Annotated in this window: 18 protein-coding genes; 17 read left to right on the top strand and 1 reads right to left on the bottom strand. The window is 68.1% G+C overall.

Annotation, left to right across the window (positions count from 1 at the left end; genetic code table 11):
* Positions 1 to 4 precede the first annotated feature (4 nt).
* The 8 genes from rsmD (at position 5) to HUN07_RS18025 (ending at position 5,062) form a co-directional block, all read left to right on the top strand.
* Entirely contained in the window at positions 5 to 571 is a 567-nt protein-coding gene (gene rsmD / locus HUN07_RS18060) for a 16S rRNA (guanine(966)-N(2))-methyltransferase RsmD (RefSeq protein WP_174911617.1), read from the top strand.
* Positions 568 to 1,062 (top strand): pantetheine-phosphate adenylyltransferase, encoded by a 495-nt coding sequence (coaD, locus tag HUN07_RS18055; RefSeq protein ID WP_114722486.1) that lies wholly within the window; start codon positions 568 to 570, stop codon positions 1,060 to 1,062. Before rsmD ends, coaD begins: the two co-directional genes overlap by 4 nt.
* A gap of 149 nt (positions 1,063 to 1,211) precedes the next feature.
* Positions 1,212 to 1,967 (top strand): DivIVA domain-containing protein, encoded by a 756-nt coding sequence (locus HUN07_RS18050; RefSeq protein WP_114722485.1) that lies wholly within the window; start codon positions 1,212 to 1,214, stop codon positions 1,965 to 1,967.
* 116 nt (positions 1,968 to 2,083) lie between these two features.
* The gene (locus HUN07_RS18045; RefSeq protein WP_174914844.1) at positions 2,084 to 2,725 is read left to right on the top strand and encodes a YceD family protein; all 642 of its coding nucleotides are present in this window, start codon (positions 2,084 to 2,086) and stop codon (positions 2,723 to 2,725) included.
* 2 nt (positions 2,726 to 2,727) lie between these two features.
* The gene (rpmF, locus tag HUN07_RS18040; RefSeq protein WP_081880878.1) at positions 2,728 to 2,910 is read left to right on the top strand and encodes a 50S ribosomal protein L32; all 183 of its coding nucleotides are present in this window, start codon (positions 2,728 to 2,730) and stop codon (positions 2,908 to 2,910) included.
* Positions 2,911 to 2,926: 16 nt separating this feature from the next.
* Complete coding sequence (rnc, locus tag HUN07_RS18035) at positions 2,927 to 3,712, top strand: ribonuclease III (RefSeq protein WP_174911615.1); 786 nt, start codon at positions 2,927 to 2,929, stop codon at positions 3,710 to 3,712.
* Between the two features lie 25 nt (positions 3,713 to 3,737).
* Positions 3,738 to 4,604 (top strand): bifunctional DNA-formamidopyrimidine glycosylase/DNA-(apurinic or apyrimidinic site) lyase, encoded by an 867-nt coding sequence (gene mutM, locus HUN07_RS18030; RefSeq protein ID WP_114722483.1) that lies wholly within the window; start codon positions 3,738 to 3,740, stop codon positions 4,602 to 4,604.
* A gap of 5 nt (positions 4,605 to 4,609) precedes the next feature.
* Positions 4,610 to 5,062 (top strand): hypothetical protein, encoded by a 453-nt coding sequence (locus HUN07_RS18025; RefSeq protein WP_147283535.1) that lies wholly within the window; start codon positions 4,610 to 4,612, stop codon positions 5,060 to 5,062.
* 56 nt (positions 5,063 to 5,118) lie between these two features.
* On the opposite strand, the gene pdxR is transcribed toward HUN07_RS18025, so the two are convergent.
* Positions 5,119 to 6,591 carry a MocR-like pyridoxine biosynthesis transcription factor PdxR gene (pdxR, locus tag HUN07_RS18020; protein ID WP_174911613.1) on the bottom strand — a complete coding sequence of 491 codons (1,473 nt, stop codon included), beginning with the start codon at positions 6,589 to 6,591 and terminating at the stop codon, positions 5,119 to 5,121.
* Between the two features lie 98 nt (positions 6,592 to 6,689).
* On the opposite strand from pdxR, the gene HUN07_RS18015 reads away from it, so the two are divergent.
* The 9 genes from HUN07_RS18015 to HUN07_RS17975 all read left to right on the top strand — a co-directional run bounded on the left by HUN07_RS18015 (position 6,690) and on the right by HUN07_RS17975 (position 17,347).
* Positions 6,690 to 7,328, top strand: a complete 639-nt coding sequence (locus HUN07_RS18015) for a pyridoxamine 5'-phosphate oxidase family protein (RefSeq protein WP_174914842.1) — start codon at positions 6,690 to 6,692, stop codon at positions 7,326 to 7,328.
* A 226-nt stretch (positions 7,329 to 7,554) separates the two neighbouring features.
* Positions 7,555 to 7,653 (top strand): K(+)-transporting ATPase subunit F, encoded by a 99-nt coding sequence (kdpF, locus tag HUN07_RS18010; protein WP_114722480.1) that lies wholly within the window; start codon positions 7,555 to 7,557, stop codon positions 7,651 to 7,653.
* 21 nt (positions 7,654 to 7,674) lie between these two features.
* On the top strand, positions 7,675 to 9,375 hold the full coding sequence (kdpA, locus tag HUN07_RS18005; protein ID WP_174911611.1) for a potassium-transporting ATPase subunit KdpA: 1,701 nt from the start codon (positions 7,675 to 7,677) through the stop codon (positions 9,373 to 9,375).
* A 14-nt stretch (positions 9,376 to 9,389) separates the two neighbouring features.
* On the top strand, positions 9,390 to 11,498 hold the full coding sequence (gene kdpB / locus HUN07_RS18000) for a potassium-transporting ATPase subunit KdpB (RefSeq protein ID WP_114722478.1): 2,109 nt from the start codon (positions 9,390 to 9,392) through the stop codon (positions 11,496 to 11,498).
* 7 nt (positions 11,499 to 11,505) lie between these two features.
* Entirely contained in the window at positions 11,506 to 12,156 is a 651-nt protein-coding gene (locus tag HUN07_RS17995) for a potassium-transporting ATPase subunit C (protein WP_174911608.1), read from the top strand.
* A gap of 7 nt (positions 12,157 to 12,163) precedes the next feature.
* Positions 12,164 to 14,743, top strand: a complete 2,580-nt coding sequence (locus HUN07_RS17990; RefSeq protein WP_174911605.1) for a sensor histidine kinase — start codon at positions 12,164 to 12,166, stop codon at positions 14,741 to 14,743.
* Positions 14,740 to 15,420 carry a response regulator gene (locus HUN07_RS17985; RefSeq protein ID WP_114722475.1) on the top strand — a complete coding sequence of 227 codons (681 nt, stop codon included), beginning with the start codon at positions 14,740 to 14,742 and terminating at the stop codon, positions 15,418 to 15,420. Before HUN07_RS17990 ends, HUN07_RS17985 begins: the two co-directional genes overlap by 4 nt.
* 57 nt (positions 15,421 to 15,477) lie before the next feature.
* Entirely contained in the window at positions 15,478 to 16,920 is a 1,443-nt protein-coding gene (locus HUN07_RS17980) for an alanine/glycine:cation symporter family protein (RefSeq protein ID WP_174911602.1), read from the top strand.
* Positions 16,913 to 17,347 carry an OsmC family protein gene (locus HUN07_RS17975; RefSeq protein ID WP_174911599.1) on the top strand — a complete coding sequence of 145 codons (435 nt, stop codon included), beginning with the start codon at positions 16,913 to 16,915 and terminating at the stop codon, positions 17,345 to 17,347. The genes HUN07_RS17980 and HUN07_RS17975 overlap by 8 nt, the downstream gene beginning before the upstream one ends.
* Positions 17,348 to 17,383 lie beyond the last annotated feature (36 nt).

The raw sequence follows: 17,383 nt of genomic DNA, 5'->3' as shown, positions 1-17,383 counted from the left end.
CAGCGTGACAAGAATCGTCGCCGGCCGTGCCGGAGGCAGACGTTTGAAGGTTCCCGCGAGCGGGACCCGGCCGACGTCCGAACGAGTCCGCGAGGCCCTGTTCAGTTCGCTCGACAGCCGTATCGACCTCGAGGGCGCCGCCGTGCTCGACCTGTACGCAGGTTCCGGCGCCCTCGGGCTCGAGGCGCTCTCCCGCGGCGCCGAGCACGTGTTGCTCGTCGAGTCGGATACGAAGGCGGCCGCCGTCATCAAGCAGAACGTGGCGGAGGTCGGCCTGTCCGGTGCGGTCGTGCGGACCGCACCGGTCGCGGCCGTCGTGGGCGGCACGGCGGAACGTGAATACGACGTCGTGCTGGCCGATCCGCCGTACGCCGTGAGCGAGGACGCGGTGACTGCCGCCCTCGCCGCACTGCTGGACAACGGCTGGGTCGGGGAGGGATCGATCGTGGTCGTCGAACGGTCGTCGCGCTCGCCGGAGACGTCGTGGCCCGAGGGCATGCGCGCCGAGCGCGCCAAGCGCTACGGCGAGACCAGAATCGAGGTCGCCACCTGCTACGGTCTGGATTCATGACTGGCGCTGTGTGCCCTGGATCCTTCGACCCCGTGACGAACGGTCACCTGGACGTGATCGGACGCGCCGCGGCGCTGTTCGACGAAGTCATCGTGACCGTGATGATCAACAAGAGCAAGCGTGGTCTGTTCACCGTCGACGAGCGCATCGAGATGCTCGAGGACGCCACCAGCCACCTGTCCAACGTGCGGGTCGCGTCGTGGCACGGACTGCTGGTGGATTACGCCAAGTCGCAAGGGATCTCGGCGATCGTCAAGGGCCTGCGCGGCGCCAACGACTTCGACTACGAGCTGCAGATGGCGCAGATGAACCAGAAGCTCTCGGGTGTCGACACCCTCTTCATCCCGACCAATCCCACCTACAGTTTCCTGTCCAGCTCGCTGGTCAAGGAGGTCGCGACGTTCGGTGGCGACGTGGCGGACATGGTCCCCGAGAAGGTGCATGCGCGGCTGATGAGCAGGATCGCCGAACGGGCCGCCGAGAACTCCTGAAAGGGTCGGACGGTCCCGCTCGGCCGCGCCGTCCGGCTGTCGAGCGCAACACAACGGCCGACACACCGGCAGCCGCGGCGGCTGAGCCGCCGCAACTGGGGCAGACTGGATTCCAGCACCAGCGATGGCACTGACGATTGGGGTTGTGCGTGTACCGGGTATTCGAGGCACTCGACGAGCTTGTCGCGATCGTCGAGGAGGCGCGTGGAGTTCCGATGACCGCGGGGTGCGTCGTTCCGCGTGGCGACGTGCTCGAGCTACTGGATGACGTGCGGGACGCGATTCCTGGCGAGCTGGACGACGCGCAGGACGTCCTGGACCACCGGGACAAGCTCGTCGGCGACGCACGCCAGAACGCGGAGCAGACCGTGTCGAGCGCGAACGCGCAGGCGCACGAGACGGTCACCGATGCCCGCGAGAACGCGGACCGCATCCTCGCCGATGCCAAGGCGCAGGCCGACCGGATGGTCGCCGAGGCGCGGTCGCACGCCGAACAGTTGGTGCACGACGCCCGCGACGAGGCGGACGCCACCGTGGCCGAGGGCCAGCGCGAGTACGACTCGGTGACAGGCCGTGCGCGGGCCGAGTCGGACCGCATGATCGAGTCCGGCAAGGCGTCGTACGAGCGGTCGGTCGCCGACGGTGTCGCCGAGCAGGAACGGCTCGTCTCACAGGCCGAGGTCGTACAGGCCGCCAACGCCGAGTCGGCGCGGGTGATCGATGCGGCCCACGCGGAATCGGATCGCCTGCGTTCGGAGTGCGACCTGTACGTCGACACCAAGCTCGCCGAGTTCGAGGACTTCCTGAACGGCACCATCCGGTCGGTCGGACGGGGGCGGCAGCAGTTGCGGACCGGTACCGGGGTTCCGGACTACGACGCCGGCTACGGCGAACGTCGGCGGTAGTAGGCCCGTAGTACCGGCCGTTCCGGCGACCCCGAATCCGGCCGTCTTCCGGCCGATTTCCTACCGATTTCCTTCCTGGGCACCTGATCGCGTACCGTGGAATGGTTGCCCGTTCCATGTGCTTCCCGAAAGAGAATTCGTTGCCTTCCCATCATCGCAGTTCCTCGCGCCCCACTCGGGACGCGGGTTTCGTGCTGGACACGCTCTCGCTGGGCCGTCGTCCAGGTTCGATGCACACTGTGTCGCGGGTGGTACCGGCTCCCAATCGGATCGGTCTCGACCTGGTCGCGATCGAAAAGGGCACGGACGTGGAGCTCGACCTACGGCTCGAGTCGGTGTCCGAGGGTGTCCTCGTCACCGGGTCCGTTCACGCGGACACGGTGGGCGAGTGCTCACGGTGCCTCGAGCCGTTCACCGACACGGTGGATCTTCACCTCACGGAACTGTTCGCGTACCCGGACAGCGCCACCGAGGAGACCACCGAGGAGGATGAGGTCTACCGGATCGTGGACGACGAGATCGACCTCGAGCCGGTGATCGTCGATGCCGTCGGATTGGAGCTTCCGCTCCAGCCGTTGTGCAGCGACGATTGTGAGGGACTGTGCCCCGAATGTGGCGTTCGCCTGGCGATTGCCGAATCGGGACACAGTCATGAGACAATGGATCCTCGCTGGGCTGGGCTCGCAGCCAAATTCGGTGCAGGATCCGAAGCCAGCAATGCACATGCTGATGCCAGCAAGATCAACGAGGAGAAGTAGACGTGGCTGTTCCCAAGCGCAGAATGTCGCGGTCCAACACGAGGTCGCGACGGAGCCAGTGGAAGACCACTGCGCCCACCCTCATCACCTGCCCCAACCGTGGCTGTGGCGAGAAGACCCTGCCCCACGTCGCGTGCCCGTCTTGCGGCACCTACAAGGGCCGTCAGGTTACCGCCGCGGTCTAGTCTGTTCTGTGGCGCTGTGACCAGCATAAAAAGCAATACAGCACCCGCCGGCGGCGAGGGGGATCACGCATCGCTCCTCGCCGCTCTTGGCGTGCCTCTGCAGGAGCCGCTGTTGACGTTGGCGATCACGCACCGCTCGTACGCGTACGAGCACGGCGGGTTGCCCACCAACGAGCGTCTCGAGTTCCTCGGCGACTCGGTCCTCGGACTGACGATCACCGAGCGGCTCTATCTCGCGCACCCGGAGAAGTCCGAGGGCGAACTCGCGAAGATTCGCGCCAGCATCGTGAACATGCATGCCTTGGCCGAGGTCGCGCGTGGTCTCGGCCCGGGCGGGCTCGGTGCGCATCTACTCCTCGGCAAGGGCGAGGAGATGACGGGCGGCCGTGACAAGCCCAGCATCCTCGCCGACGGCATGGAGTCGCTCCTCGGCGCGATCCACCTGGAACACGGCATCGACACCGCCCGTCGGGTAGTGCTCGACCTGTTCGCCGATCTGCTCGCCCGCGCTCCGAAACTGGGTGCCGGCCTGGACTGGAAGACCAGCCTCCAGGAACTCACCGCGGAACGCGGAGTCGGCGTGCCGGTGTACGAGATCACCGCGACCGGTCCGGACCACGACAAGGAATTCACCGCGACGGTCGTCGTCGCCGGTGGCGCCCTCGGTGTGGGTGTGGGTCGTTCCAAGAAGGAAGCGGAGCAGAAGGCCGCCAGCACGGCCTGGAGTGCGCTGTCCGAGTCCGCTGAGGCCGCCCAGTCTTCGGGACCTGCCGGGGCCGACGAGTCCGTCGCCGAGAAGTAACCCTTCGAATCGAGCGAGACGGACCGTGCCCGAACTTCCCGAGGTCGAGGTCGTCCGACGTGGCCTCGAGGCTCACGTCGTCGGCCACACCGTCGACAGGGTCGACGTGCTGCATCCCCGTGCGGTCCGTCGGCACCTGCCCGGTTCGATCGACATGGCCCGTCGGATCGAGGGCGAGACCATCGCCGCCGCTGAGCGTCGCGGCAAGTATCTCTGGCTGATCCTCGAGCCGAGCAACGTCGCGCTGGTCGTCCACCTCGGGATGAGCGGCCAGATGCTCGTGCAGGAACCCTCGGCCGCCGACGAGAAGCACCTGCGGATCCGGGCCCGGCTCGCGTCGGGAACCGACCTGCGCTTCGTCGATCAGCGCACATTCGGTGGGTGGGCGCTCGCCGATCTCGTCACGGTCGACGGCACGGAACTACCGGATTCGGTGGCGCACATCGCCCGCGACCCACTGGATCCGCGATTCGACCCCGACCGGGTCGTGAAGGTGTTGCGGGGCAAGCACACCGAGATCAAGCGGGCCCTGCTCGACCAGACGGTCGTGTCGGGAGTGGGGAACATCTACGCCGACGAGGCCCTGTGGCGCGCCGAAATTCACGGCAATCGCCCGACGGACAAGATCAGTGGACCGCGACTGCGCAGCCTCCTCGAGGCGGTCGAATCCGTCATGACCGAGGCGCTCGCACAGGGCGGCACGTCGTTCGACGCGTTGTACGTCAACGTGAACGGGCAGTCCGGCTACTTCGACCGCTCGCTCGCCGCATACGGGCAGGAGAATCTGCCGTGCCGGCGATGCGGTGCGCCCATCCGGCGCGAGAAGTTCATGAACCGCTCGTCGTACAGCTGTCCCAAGTGCCAGCCGCGGCCCCGCCTCGTTCGCGGATGAAGCGCATGCCCCTGACCGAGTCACAGCTCTCCGCATTGCCCGAAGGCTGGTGCGCCACTGCCCGGCCCAGTGAAGAATGCGACATGTCGCACTCGGGGATCGCAGAGGAAGTCGCTGTAGAAGTGTCAGCCGAGCATCCGTTGTTCGGGGTGGCGGTTGAGGTAGTAGCGCACGACGTCGCCTTCGACGACGTTCTCTGCCAGCACGTGGAGGATCCCGAACGCTTCACCGAGGTGCATTTGACCTGGGCGCGACGAGCGGAGAGCTTCGGGCTGCCCTCGATCGAGTGCGACGGTGGATGGGCGGATTTCCTTCGGCTGCAACAGGCGATATCCGCCGTGACCGAGTCTGCTGCCGAGGAAGAGCGGCTCGGACTTCGGGAGCCGATGACGGAGGCGGGCACACCGTCCCGGCCGATTGTCGTGCGGGCCCCGGCAAGTGGACTCGACTCCGAGTAGGGCAGTGCGGACGCATGCGCTGGGAGCACGCGACTACCTGTACGACCAGGGCAGGTTCACGAACCGTTCGTCGTGCAGCTGTCCCAAGTGCCGGCCGCGGCCCCGGTCGATTCGCGGATGACATCGGCGATCACCCTCGCCGCGGCATCGGCCCGCGATTCGGGCAACCGCGCGTAGCCGCACAACAGTCCGCGCGGGCCGTCGTCGCGTATCCGATACGCCCCCAGCCCCCGAACCGTCACTCCCCGTCGTTCCAGTTCCGCCGCGATCGCGGCATCGTCGACCCCGTCGGGCAGGCGCAGCGCCACGTGCAATCCTGCCTCGACGCCGCTCGGCTCGACGTCGGGCAGGTGTCTGCGCAGGCTGTCGACGAACGACCGTCTGCGGGCCGAGTAGGTTCGCGCGGCACGGGCCAGATGCCTGCTGAGCGAGCCGGATTCGATGAACCGTGCGAGAGCGGCGGAGGTGATCGTGGAGGCGGATTCCCCGCTGATCTGCAGCGCCTGGCGGACCGCGGTCAGCATCGGTCTCGGCGGGACGAGCCACGCGAGCCGTAGGGCGGGGGACAGGATCTTCGATGCGGTACCGACGTACGCCACGCAGTCGTGGCCCCCGTCGATCGACCGCAGCGCCGGCAGTGTCGAAACGCCGTATCGGAATTCGCCGTCGTAGTCGTCCTCGATCAGGAGGCGATCCGCGGTGAGTGCATCGGAGACGAGTCGTGCGCGGCGTGCGGCCGGCATCCGTGCACCGATCGGATACTGGTGTGCCGGTGTGCAGTACACCGCAGCGTCGGTCTGCCGGATCAGCGCCGGGTCCAGGCCGTCGTGGTCGACCGGGACCGGGCGGACGAGCGCGCCCGCGGATTCGAGGGTGTGTCGCGCCCTCGAGTATCCGGGTTCCTCGAATGCGAGATGACGGCCGGACAGTCCGCGGGCCGCGGCGAGGGCGCGAAGTGCCGACAGCACTCCCGGCACGATCACGAGTTCGTCCGGACGAACGGCGATCCCGCGGGTCCGACGCAGGTGCACCGCGAGCGCCTCGCGCAGAAGCAGGTGTTCGTCCGGCCCCGGAACGCGGTGGGGGACGGGTGCGGAGGTCACGCCGCGCCACGCGCTGCGCCAGTCCCGGTCCGAGATGAGGCCGGTGTCGGGGTATCCGGGGGAGAGATCGATCGTGTTGTCCCGGTGGTCGTTCGGCGCATTCTCGTCGGGAAGGACGGTCGGCGCGACGTGCGAACCGACGCCGGCACGGGCCGCGGCGTCGGCGCCGGGAGCGATCCGGGTATCGGACCCGGCCCGGGTGACCACGTAGCCCGCGGCCGCCAACTCGTCGTAGGCGTCGACGACCACCGTCCGTGAGATCCCGAGATCGGCGGCCAGGGACCGTGAGGCGGGGAGGACGTCTCCCGGGCCGAGGGCGCCCGTGCGCACGGCCTCCACGATCGCGGCGGCGACGCGCCGGCGCAGAGGTTCGCCGGCCGGCGCGAGTTCGAGATGCAGGTGTACATCGCGCGAGGTGCGGGCCATGCCGTCACAATACTGGTCTGCAATGATCGCCGATTCTGGTTCTGTATACGAGACCGGAATTGGGCCAGGCTGGAACCGTGACTACAACTACCCCCGAACTGGGGCGAATCCGCCGACTTCCCGAACGCTCCCGCCCCGACCGCGCCGACCTGGACGCCGTGCTGGACGCGGCGGCCGTCGGCACCCTCGCGACGGTCGTCGACGGCCTCCCGTGGGCCGTGCCGATGCTGTACGCGCGCGTCGGTGACCGGATCCTGCTGCACGGATCGACCGGTGCCGGTGCACTCAGGCATGTCGCGGCCGGCGCACCCGCCGCCCTGAGCATCACGCTGCTCGACGCGATCGTGGTGGCCGACAACCTTTTCAACTCCTCGGCGAACTACAGGTCGGCGGTGGTGCGGGGAAACCTCGAGCGGGTTCCCGACGACGTGGCCGAGACCGCCCTCGTCGCGCTGTCCGACGCCCTCATACCCGGGCGCAGCGGCGAGGTCCGGGAATCCACCCGCAAGGAGCTTGCGGCGACCCTGACGATTGCGTTGCCGATCGATCCGGGGCAGTGGACGGTCAAGGCCCGTTCCGGCCCGCCCGGCCCGGGCGATGGGAATCCTGACGTCTGGGCGGGACTGGTTCCGATGCGAACGATTGCGGCAGAGCCGGTCCGGGCGACCTGGGTCCGTGACGACGTGCCGGTCCCGGCGTCGGTGCGCGCGCTCACAGCGAGGCACGAGGGCGCGTAAAGATCGTGTCAATGACCTCGGATGGCGGCGTCAGTAGAGCGTAAGAGCGACGGCTGCATGGCAGAAACGGGTGCACGCTCCACAGTGAGCGTCGAGATGCGGCGCCCTGATCCATGAGGAAGTCGAAGAGGAACGCCATGGCTGATATGGCCTACGTCGGGTTGATCATCGGTGTTTTCACCGTCTGCGCGCTCGTGCTGCGAGGTCTTCAGGCGCGGAGCATGCGGTGACCGTCGCGGGGACGGTCACCGTAGCCGTCGTCGTGATCGCCGCTGCCCTGGTGATCTACCTGCTCATCGCGCTCCTGAACCCCGAGCGGTTCTAGTCTCCGAGAGGTCATACCCACATGAATCCCGCTCTCGCAGCGGGACTGCAGATAGCACTGGTCGTGGCCGTGCTTGCGATTCTGTATGTCCCCGTCGGTGACTACATGGCGAAGGTCTACACCACCGACACAGATCTCCGATCGGGCGATCTGCGCATCGAGTCCCTGCTGTACCGGCTCTGCCGGATCAACCCCCGTGCCGAACAGACCTGGTACGGCTACGCCGGAAGCCTGCTCGGGTTCTCGGCCGCGAGCGTCGTGTTCCTCTACTTCCTGCAGCGCGTGCAAGGAGTACTACCGCTGAACGGCGGGCTCGAAGGTGTGAGTCCGGCCGTGGCCTTCAACACGGCGGCATCCTTCGTCGCGAACACCAACTGGCAGTCGTACGTACCCGAGACGACGATGAGCCACCTCACCCAGTCCGCCGGCCTGGCGGTGCAGAACTTCGTCTCCGCGGCGGTCGGTATGGCGGTGGCCGCGGCCCTGATCCGTGGATTCGTCCGCGTCTCGCGCGGCGGTGAAATCGGCAACTTCTGGGTGGACCTCACCCGCGGCTGCCTGCGGATCCTGCTGCCCATTGCGTTCGTGATCGCGCTGATCCTGCTGAGCCAGGGCGTGATCCAGTCGTTCCATACCGGATTCGCGTCGACCGGGCTCGACGGAAACGGCGTCACCAACGCGCTGGCGCCCGTCGCGTCACAGGAAGCGATCAAGGAACTCGGCACCAACGGCGGCGGCATCCTGGCAGCCAACTCGGCGCACCCGTTCGAGAACCCGACCCCGCTCACCAACATCGTCGAGATCCTCGCGATCCTCCTCATCCCGGTGAGCCTGACGCGCACGTTCGGCACCATGGTCGGTGATCGCCGGCAGGGCCTGACGCTGCTCGCTGTCATGTCGACCCTGTACTTCGGACTGCTCGCGGTCACCCTGGCCGCCGAGTCCGGGGCGCGCGGTGTCGCGGCCACCGCGGCCGGTTCGATGATGGAGGGCAAGGAAGTGCGGTTCGGAATCCCCGGATCGGCGCTGTTCGCGGTCACCACGACCGGAACCAGCACCGGCGCGGTGAACTCCGCGCACGACAGTATGTCGCCGCTCGGCGGCGGCGCCGTGCTGCTCAACATGCTGCTCGGTGAGATCGCTCCCGGCGGTGTCGGTACGGGTCTTTACGGCATCCTCGTGCTCGCACTGATCGCGGTGTTCGTCGGTGGCCTGCTGGTCGGCCGGACGCCCGAGTACCTCGGCAAGAAGCTGAGACAGCGTGAGATCACCCTCGCGGCGTTGTCCGTGCTCGTGATGCCCGCCCTGGTGCTGATCGGCACCGGGATCACCGTGATCCTCGGATCCACCGTCGGATACCTCGGCAACAGCGGCGATCCGGGCACGCCGGGATCCATCCACGGATTCAGCGAGGTGCTCTACGCGTTCGCGTCGGCGTCGAACAACAACGGCAGTGCCTTCGGTGGCCTCACCGTGACCAGCGACTGGTTCCAGTCGGCCCTCGGTGTGTGTATGCTGCTCGGCCGCTTCCTGCCGATCCTCTTCGTCCTGGCGCTCGCGGGATCGTTGTCCGCACAGCGCAAGACACCTGCCGGCGCCGGCACCCTGCCCACGTCCGGCCCCATGTTCGCGGGCCTGCTCACCGGCACCGTCGTGCTGGTCGCGGCCCTCACCTTCTTCCCGGCCCTGGCACTCGGGCCCATCTCGGAGGCCCTGCAATGAGTCTGCGGACTGACATGAACGTGAAACCGATCGACGTCGTACCCGACGTGACCCTCGAAGACGCTGCTCACGGACGCTCGCCCGTCAAGGCGGGAATCTTCAGCCCGCGCCAGTTGATCACGTCGCTCCCGGGTGCGGTGCGCAAGCTCGATCCGCGCCATCAGGCACGGAACCCCGTGATGTTCGTCGTCCTGGTCGGGTCCGTCGTGACCACGGTGATGGCGATCGCGCAGCCCACGCTGTTCTCGTGGCTGATCACCGCCTGGCTGTGGTTCACCGTGCTGTTCGCCAACCTCGCCGAGTCGGTGGCCGAGGGCCGCGGCAAGGCCCAGGCGGCGAGCCTACGAAAGGTGAAGCAGGACACGGTTGCTCGACGGCTGACCCTGTCCGGGGCGATCGAGGAGGTATCCGCCACCCAGCTCGCGATCGGCGACACCGTCGTCGTCGAGGCCGGACAGTCGATCCCCGGCGACGGGGACGTCGTCGAGGGCATCGCGACCGTCGACGAGTCCGCCATCACCGGCGAATCCGCTCCCGTCGTGCGGGAATCGGGAGGTGACCGGTGTGCGGTGACCGGTGGCACGACGGTCCTCTCGGACCGGATCGTCGTACGGATCACGTGTGCGCCCGGCCAGTCGTTCGTCGACCGGATGATCGCACTGGTCGAGGGGGCGTCCCGGAAGAAGACGCCCAACGAGATCGCGCTCAACATCCTGCTCGCGTCGCTCACGATCATCTTCCTGCTCGCGGTGGTCGCGATCGGCCCGATGGGGCAGTACGCCGGTCAGGAGCAGGATCCGATCAAGCTGATCGCCCTGCTGGTGTGCCTGATCCCCACCACGATCGGTGCGCTGCTGTCCGCGATCGGTATCGCGGGCATGGATCGCCTCGTGCAGCGCAACGTCCTGGCGATGTCAGGTCGGGCGGTGGAGGCAGCCGGCGACATCGACACGCTGCTGATGGACAAGACCGGCACCATCACCTTCGGCAACCGTCGCGCGACGGCGCTGTACCCGGCACCGGGCCGTTCGGACATCGAACTGGCCTCGGCCGCAAGGCTGTCGAGTCTCGCCGACGGAACTCCCGAGGGGCGCAGCATCGTCGACCTGTGTGCCGACCGGTTCGGGCTCGCGGCCGACTCGTCGGAGGACGAGCGTGGGGGCGAGTTCGTGCCCTTCACCGCGCAGACCCGGATGAGCGGACTGGATCTCGCGACCCCGGTCGGTTCGCAGCAGATCCGCAAGGGCGCCGGCGACGCGGTGCTGGCCTGGGTGGCCGGCTACGGCGCCGTGGTCGATCCCGCTGTCACCGATTCCGTGGAGAAGGTGGCCCTCGGGGGCGGCACGCCGCTCGTCGTCGCCGTGGCCGAGCAGGGAACCGCGACGGTTCTCGGCGTGATCGCGTTGACCGATGTGGTCAAGCCGGGCATCGCGGAGCGGTTCGCGGAACTGCGGGCCATGGGTATTCGCACGGTCATGGTGACCGGTGACAACCCGCTCACCGCTCGGGCGATCGCGGAGGAGGCCGGGGTCGACGACTTCATGGCCGAGGCCACGCCGGAGGACAAGCTCGAACGGATTCGCGCGGAACAGGAGGGCGGGCGCCTGGTCGCGATGACCGGCGACGGCACCAACGACGCCCCGGCGCTGGCGCAGGCCGACGTCGGTGTCGCGATGAACACCGGGACGTCGGCGGCCAAGGAGGCCGGCAACATGGTGGATCTGGACTCGGATCCCACCAAGCTGATCGAGGTCGTCGAGATCGGCAAGCAGTTGCTGATCACCCGCGGCGCCCTGACGACCTTCTCCCTCGCCAACGACCTCGCGAAGTACTTCGCGATCCTGCCGGCGCTGTTCAGCAGCATCTACCCACAGCTCGCGGTGCTCAACATCATGCACCTCGCGAGCCCGCAGTCCGCGATCCTGTCGGCAGTGATCTTCAATGCCCTCGTCATCGTCGGCCTGATCCCGCTGGCCCTCAGGGGAGTTCGCTACCGGCCGGCGGCGGCGTCGAAGCTGCTCGGACGAAACCTGTTGATATACGGTCTCGGCGGTGTCATTACCCCCTTCGTCGGCATCTGGCTGATCGACCTTCTCGTCCGTCTCGTTCCTGGAATCGGGTGATCGACCAATGAGATTCGCAATCGGATTTCTCAAGCAGGTGTGGGCGGGACTGCTGGTCCTGCTGGCGTTGACCGCGATCGTCGGTGTGCTGTATCCGGCCGCGGTGTGGGGCGTCGGACGAATCAGTTCAGGATCGTCGGAGGGCTCGCCGGTGTCCGACGCGTCAGGCTGCGTCGTGGGCAGTCGCTGGATCGGGGTCGACCCGCAGGTGGCGGCCGGTGAGCCGGATCCGTTCTTCCACAACCGGGTCGTCGGCTCGGTCGCGAACGACGATCCCTTCGCGCCCGGTGACCCGGCCGCGGCCCTGCCGAGCAATCAGGGGCCGAGCAGCGAGGTGCTCGCGCGCTTCGTCGAGGAGCGGCGCGCCGCGGTCGCCGAGCGCGAGGGCGTGACACCGCAGGACGTGCCGGTCGACGCCGTGACGGGATCCGGGTCCGGTATCGACCCGCACATCTCGCCCCAGTATGCGGCGCTGCAGGTTCGACGGGTCGCCGCGGCCAACGGTCTGAGCGAGGACCGCGTCCGTGACCTCGTCGCCCAGTACACTGAGGGCCGCCAGCTGGGGTTCCTCGGCGTGGAACGGGTGAACGTGCTCGAACTCAACCTCGCGCTCGGTCTCACCGCGCCTGGATGCGGTGCGGCGTCCTCGGGTGAATGATGGCGGTGTGAGCAGTTCCGAGAAGCCCGGTGCGCCGCCCCTCGGTGAGCAGCGAAGTCGTCGCCGAGGCGAGCTGAGGATCTACCTCGGTGCGGCGCCGGGTGTCGGCAAGACCTACGCGATGCTCGGCGAGGCGCACCGACGCCGCGAGCGCGGCGGAGACGTGGTCGCGGCCGTGGTGGAAACCCACGGCCGCGCCCGTACCGCCGAGCAGCTCTCAGGTCTCGAGGTCATCGAACCCAAGTACATCGAGTATCGGGGCACCGCGATGCCGGAACTGGACGTCGAGGCCGTGCTGGCCCGGCGCCCGGCGGTGGTCCTGGTCGACGAGCTCGCGCACACCAACACCCCGGGCAGCCGCAACGAGAAGCGCTGGCAGGACGTCTACGAGTTGCTCGACGCCGGCATCGATGTGCTCTCGACACTCAACGTCCAGCACCTCGAGAGCCTCAACGACGTCGTCCAGCAGATCACCGGCGTGGTGCAGCAGGAGACCGTCCCCGACGAGGTGGTGCGTGCCGCCACCCAGGTCGAGCTCGTGGACATCACGCCGGAAGCGTTGCGACGCAGGCTCTCTCACGGAAACGTCTACTCCGCGGAGAAGGTGGATGCGGCGCTGGGGAACTACTTCCGGCGCGGAAACCTCACGGCCCTGCGTGAACTCGCGCTGCTGTGGGTGGCCGACCAGGTGGATGCCGCGCTCGCGAAGTACCGTGCCGAGAACAAGATCACCGACACGTGGGAGGCCCGCGAGCGGGTGGTCGTGGCGGTCACCGGCGGCCCCGAATCGGAGACCCTGGTCCGGCGGGCGAGCCGCATCGCGAACAAGGCCAGCGCCGAGCTGATGGTCGTGCACGTCGTGCGCGGCGACGGCCTCGAGGGCGTCGCCGCAGCCGAGATGGGCAGGGTCCGCAAACTGGCGGGGAGCATCGGAGCGAGCCTGCACAGCGTCGTCGGCGACGACGTCCCCACGACGCTGCTCGAGTTCGCCCGCGAGGTCAACGCGACCCAGTTGGTGATCGGGACCTCCCGGCGCTCCCGGTGGGCCCGCATCCTCGACGAGGGCATCGGTGCGTCGATCGTCCAGCAGTCCGGGAAGATCGACGTCCACATGGTCACGCACGACGAGGCCGCGACCCGACACCGCATCTCGATCCTGGGTCGCGGTGAACGGAGGCTGATGTCGTGGCTGGCCGCCGTCGTCGTGCCGTCGCTCGCGGCCGTGCTCATGGCTGTGATCGACAGGGTGGCCGGTGTCGGCGGGCAGAACGCGCTGTTCTTCGTCGTCGTGCTGGCGGTGGCGCTGCTCGGCGGTGTGGGGCCGGCGATCCTGTCGGCCCTCATCTCGGGGCTGTTGCTCAACTACTTCTTCACCGCACCGCTCTACAGCTTCACGATCGCGCAGCCCGACAACTTCATCACCACGATCGTGCTCCTGGTGGTGGCGGTCGCCGTCGCGGTGCTGGTCGACGCCGCCGCCAAGCGCGCCCGGGAGGCGCGTCGGGCCTCGCAGGAGGCCGAGCTGCTGGCACTGTTCGCGGGGTCGGTGCTGCGCGGCGCGGATCTTCCGGCGCTTCTCGAGAAGGTGCGGGAAACCTATTCGCAGACCGGTGTCAGCGTCATCCGGCGCGGTGAGGGCGTCATCAGCTCGGCGGGCACGTCGGCGCCGGGCACCGTCGACGAGGCCGGAACGGCGTGCGAGGCGGGCGACGGCGAGTACACCCTGCTGCTCGCGGGCGGTGAACTCGGCGCCCGGGACCGCAAGGTGCTCGGTGCCGTGGCCAACCAGGCTGTCGGCCTGATCCGGCAGCGGCAGCTCGCGGAGGAGGCCAGCCAGGCGAACGCCCTCGCGGAGGCCGATCGGCTGCGCCGCTCGCTCCTGTCGGCAGTCAGCCACGACCTGCGCACCCCGCTCGCCGCAGTGAAGGCGGCGGTGTCGAGCCTGCGCAGCGACGACATCGAGTTCTCGCCCGAGGACACCGCCGAACTGTTGGCCACCGTCGAGGAGTCGACGGATCAGCTCACCGCGCTCGTCGGCAACCTGCTCGACTCGTCGCGGCTCGCGGCCGGCGTGGTGAAGCCGACGCTGCGGCGGGTGTACCTCGAAGAGGTGGTTCACCGGGCCCTCGTCGGCGCCGGGTTCGGCGGGCCAGCCTCGGCGCGACGTGTACGGGACCAGGTGAAGGTCGAGGTGGGGGACGCCGTGGTGATGGCCGACGCCGGCCTGCTCGAGCGAGTCCTGGCGAACCTCGTCGACAACGCGTTGCGCTATGCACCCGACGAACCCGTCCGGATCGGTGCGGCCCGAGTGGGGGACCGGATGACGATCACCGTCGCCGACACGGGGCCCGGCCTGGCACGCGGCACCGAGGATCAGGTGTTCGACGCCTTCCAGCGGTTGGGCGATCGGGACAACACGATAGGAGTGGGGCTCGGTTTGTCGGTGGTCAAGGGATTCGTGGAGGCGATGGGGGGCACGGTCGGTGTGACGGACACGCCGGGCGGCGGCCTGACCATGGTGGTCGAACTGGCGGCAGACTCGGGAGACTCGGTGGAGTCGGCCGATGAAGGGGGAGGCGTTCGATGACGCGGGTACTGGTGGTCGACGACGAACCACAGATTCTGCGCGCACTGCGGATCAACCTCAGTGTGCGCGGCTACGAGGTCACGACAGCCTCGACCGGCGCGGCTGCCCTGCGGGCGGCGGCAGAGCGGCACCCGGAGGTGGTGGTGCTCGATCTCGGCCTGCCCGACATGGACGGCATCGAGGTCCTCGCCGGACTGCGGGGCTGGTGTACGGCGCCGGTCATCGTGTTGTCGGCCCGGACCGACTCGTCGGACAAGGTGGAGGCCCTCGACGCCGGCGCCGACGACTACGTCACCAAGCCGTTCGGAATGGACGAGTTCCTCGCCCGTCTGCGGGCCGCGGTCCGGCGTGGTGCGGCAGCGGCGGAGACCAGCGAGCCGGTGGTCGTCACCGACTCGTTCACGGTGGACCTGGCAGCGAAGAAAGTCACGCGAGATGGGGCCGAGGTGCACTTGACGCCCACCGAATGGGGGATGCTCGAGATGCTCGTCCGCAACAAGGGCAAGCTCGTGGGGCAGAAGGAGTTGCTCCGTGAGGTGTGGGGTCCGGCGTACGCCACCGAGACCCACTACCTGCGGGTTTACCTTGCCCAGTTGCGGCGCAAACTTGAGGTGGACCCGTCCAAGCCGCGGCATCTGCTCACCGAGACCGGGATGGGATACCGGTTCCAGGAGTAGCGCTACCGGTCGGTTTCGGACTGGCGTCGGGGACGGTCGTCCTTCATAGTCCCAGGAGTGGACTCTCTTGTGGACGTCGTCACCGACATCAACGACACGTACTGGTACGTCGTCATCGCGCTGCTCGTCGGGTTGGGGCTGTACTTCACCGTTCGCTCCCGATTCGTCCAGGTGCGGCTGCTGCCGGACATGTTGCGGTCGGTGGCGGAACCCGCTGAGACGCTTCCCGACGGGCGCAAGGGAATCTCGGCGTTCCGCGCCTTCTCGATCTCCGCGGCGTCCCGCGTGGGGACGGGAAACATCGCCGGCGTCGCGATTGCGATCAGCGTCGGTGGGCCCGGCGCGGTGTTCTGGATGTGGGTGATGGCGATTATCGGCGCCGCGAGCGCATTCATCGAGTCGACGCTCGCACAGGTCTACAAGGTCCGCGACGAGGACGGCGGGTTCCACGGCGGACCGGCCTACTACATGCTGCACGGACTTCGCCGCCGATGGATGGGTGTCATCTTCGCGGTCGTGATCACCGTGACCTACGGCTTCGTCTTCAACGCGGTGCAGACCAACTCGATCGTCGACGCGGTGTCGACCTCGCTCGACTCGGACGGCCGCGGCATCGCGGTGGCCGTCGGACTCGTCGTCGCCGCGCTCACCGCGGCGGTGATCTTCGGCGGCGTGCGCCGGATCTCGTCGGTCTCGCAGGTGGTGGTGCCGGTGGTGGCGGGCGGGTACCTGGTGCTCGCGCTCGTCGTCGTCGCGCTCAACATCACCGAGGTGCCCGGGATGATCCGGCTCATCGTCGAGAACGCGTTCGGCATCAGCGAGGTGGTCAGTGGCGGGTTCGCGGCAGCCTTCATGAACGGCATCCGTCGTGGCCTGTTCTCGAACGAGGCGGGCATGGGCTCGGCGCCGAACGCGGGCGCCACCGCGGCGGTGTCGCACCCGGTCAAGCAGGGACTGGTTCAGAGTCTCGGCGTGTACTTCGACACGCTGCTGGTGTGCACGGCGACGGCGTTCATCATCCTGCTGTCGAATCCCGAGTACGGCACCAGGGCGGGTGCGTCGCTGACCCAGAACGCCCTCAGCGCGCAGCTCGGCGGCTGGACCGTGCACTTCCTCACCGTCGCGATCTTCTTCCTCGCGTTCACCTCGGTGATCGGCAACTACTACTACGGCGAGACCAACATCGAGTTCCTCACCGGGTCCCGGCGCGTGCTCAACGGCTTCCGCGCACTGGTCGTCGTGTGCGTGTTCGCCGGCGCCATCGGTTCGCTGCCGCTCGTGTGGGGGCTGGCCGATCTGGTCATGGGCGTGATGGCGACCGTCAATCTCGCGGCGCTGCTGCCGCTCTCGGGCATCGCGTTCCTGCTCTTCAAGCACTACACCAGTCAGCGTGCGGCCGGCAAGGATCCATCCTTCCAGCGTGACGATCTGCCCGAGATCTCGGGCATCCAGGTGTGGGACGAGGCCCCGGCGGATGGCAGGATCTCCACTCATGGCTGAACAGACTCCTGCCCCCGCGCCCACCGAACTGTGGGTGGAGCGCACCGGTACCCGCCTCTACACGGGACGCAGTTCCCGCGGGGCCGAGGTGCGCATCGGATCGGAATCCGTGGACGGGGTCTTCACCCCCGGTGAGCTGCTGAAGATCGCGCTCGCGGCCTGTTCCGGGATGAGCTCCGACTTCCCGCTCTCCCGCCGACTGGGTGACGACTACGACGCGACCATCCGGGTTTCCGGTGCCGCGGACCGCGAGAACGAGGTCTACCCGCAGCTCGACGAGGTTCTCGAACTCGACCTCAGCGAACTCGACGCGGAGGCACAGGAACGCCTCATCGCACTCGTCGAGCGTTCGGTCGACAAGGTCTGCACCGTCGGCCGCACGCTCAAGGCGGGCACGAAGGTGACGCTGTCGATCACGCGGGAGTAGACCTTCCGCGCCTGACGGACGGCTCTCGGGAAACAT

The sequence above is a fragment of the Rhodococcus sp. W8901 genome (assembly GCF_013348805.1).
Taxonomy (GTDB): Bacteria; Actinomycetota; Actinomycetes; order Mycobacteriales; family Mycobacteriaceae; genus Prescottella.
The sequence above is the reverse complement of the archived record's forward strand: the minus strand, read 5'-3'. Positions and strand labels throughout refer to the sequence as shown.

What these genes read in the sequence shown, in the direction of transcription:
- coaD (WP_114722486.1), top strand. Translation starts at nt 568, where the DNA reads ATGACTGGCGCTGTGTGCCCTGGATCCTTCGACCCCGTGACGAACGGT.
- HUN07_RS18045 (WP_174914844.1), top strand. Translation starts at nt 2,084, where the DNA reads ATGTGCTTCCCGAAAGAGAATTCGTTGCCTTCCCATCATCGCAGTTCC.
- HUN07_RS18025 (WP_147283535.1), top strand. Translation starts at nt 4,610, where the DNA reads ATGCCCCTGACCGAGTCACAGCTCTCCGCATTGCCCGAAGGCTGGTGC.
- pdxR (WP_174911613.1), bottom strand. Translation starts at nt 6,591, where the DNA reads ATGGCCCGCACCTCGCGCGATGTACACCTGCATCTCGAACTCGCGCCG.
- kdpA (WP_174911611.1), top strand. Translation starts at nt 7,675, where the DNA reads ATGAATCCCGCTCTCGCAGCGGGACTGCAGATAGCACTGGTCGTGGCC.
- kdpB (WP_114722478.1), top strand. Translation starts at nt 9,390, where the DNA reads ATGAACGTGAAACCGATCGACGTCGTACCCGACGTGACCCTCGAAGAC.
- HUN07_RS17995 (WP_174911608.1), top strand. Translation starts at nt 11,506, where the DNA reads ATGAGATTCGCAATCGGATTTCTCAAGCAGGTGTGGGCGGGACTGCTG.
- HUN07_RS17985 (WP_114722475.1), top strand. Translation starts at nt 14,740, where the DNA reads ATGACGCGGGTACTGGTGGTCGACGACGAACCACAGATTCTGCGCGCA.
- HUN07_RS17975 (WP_174911599.1), top strand. Translation starts at nt 16,913, where the DNA reads ATGGCTGAACAGACTCCTGCCCCCGCGCCCACCGAACTGTGGGTGGAG.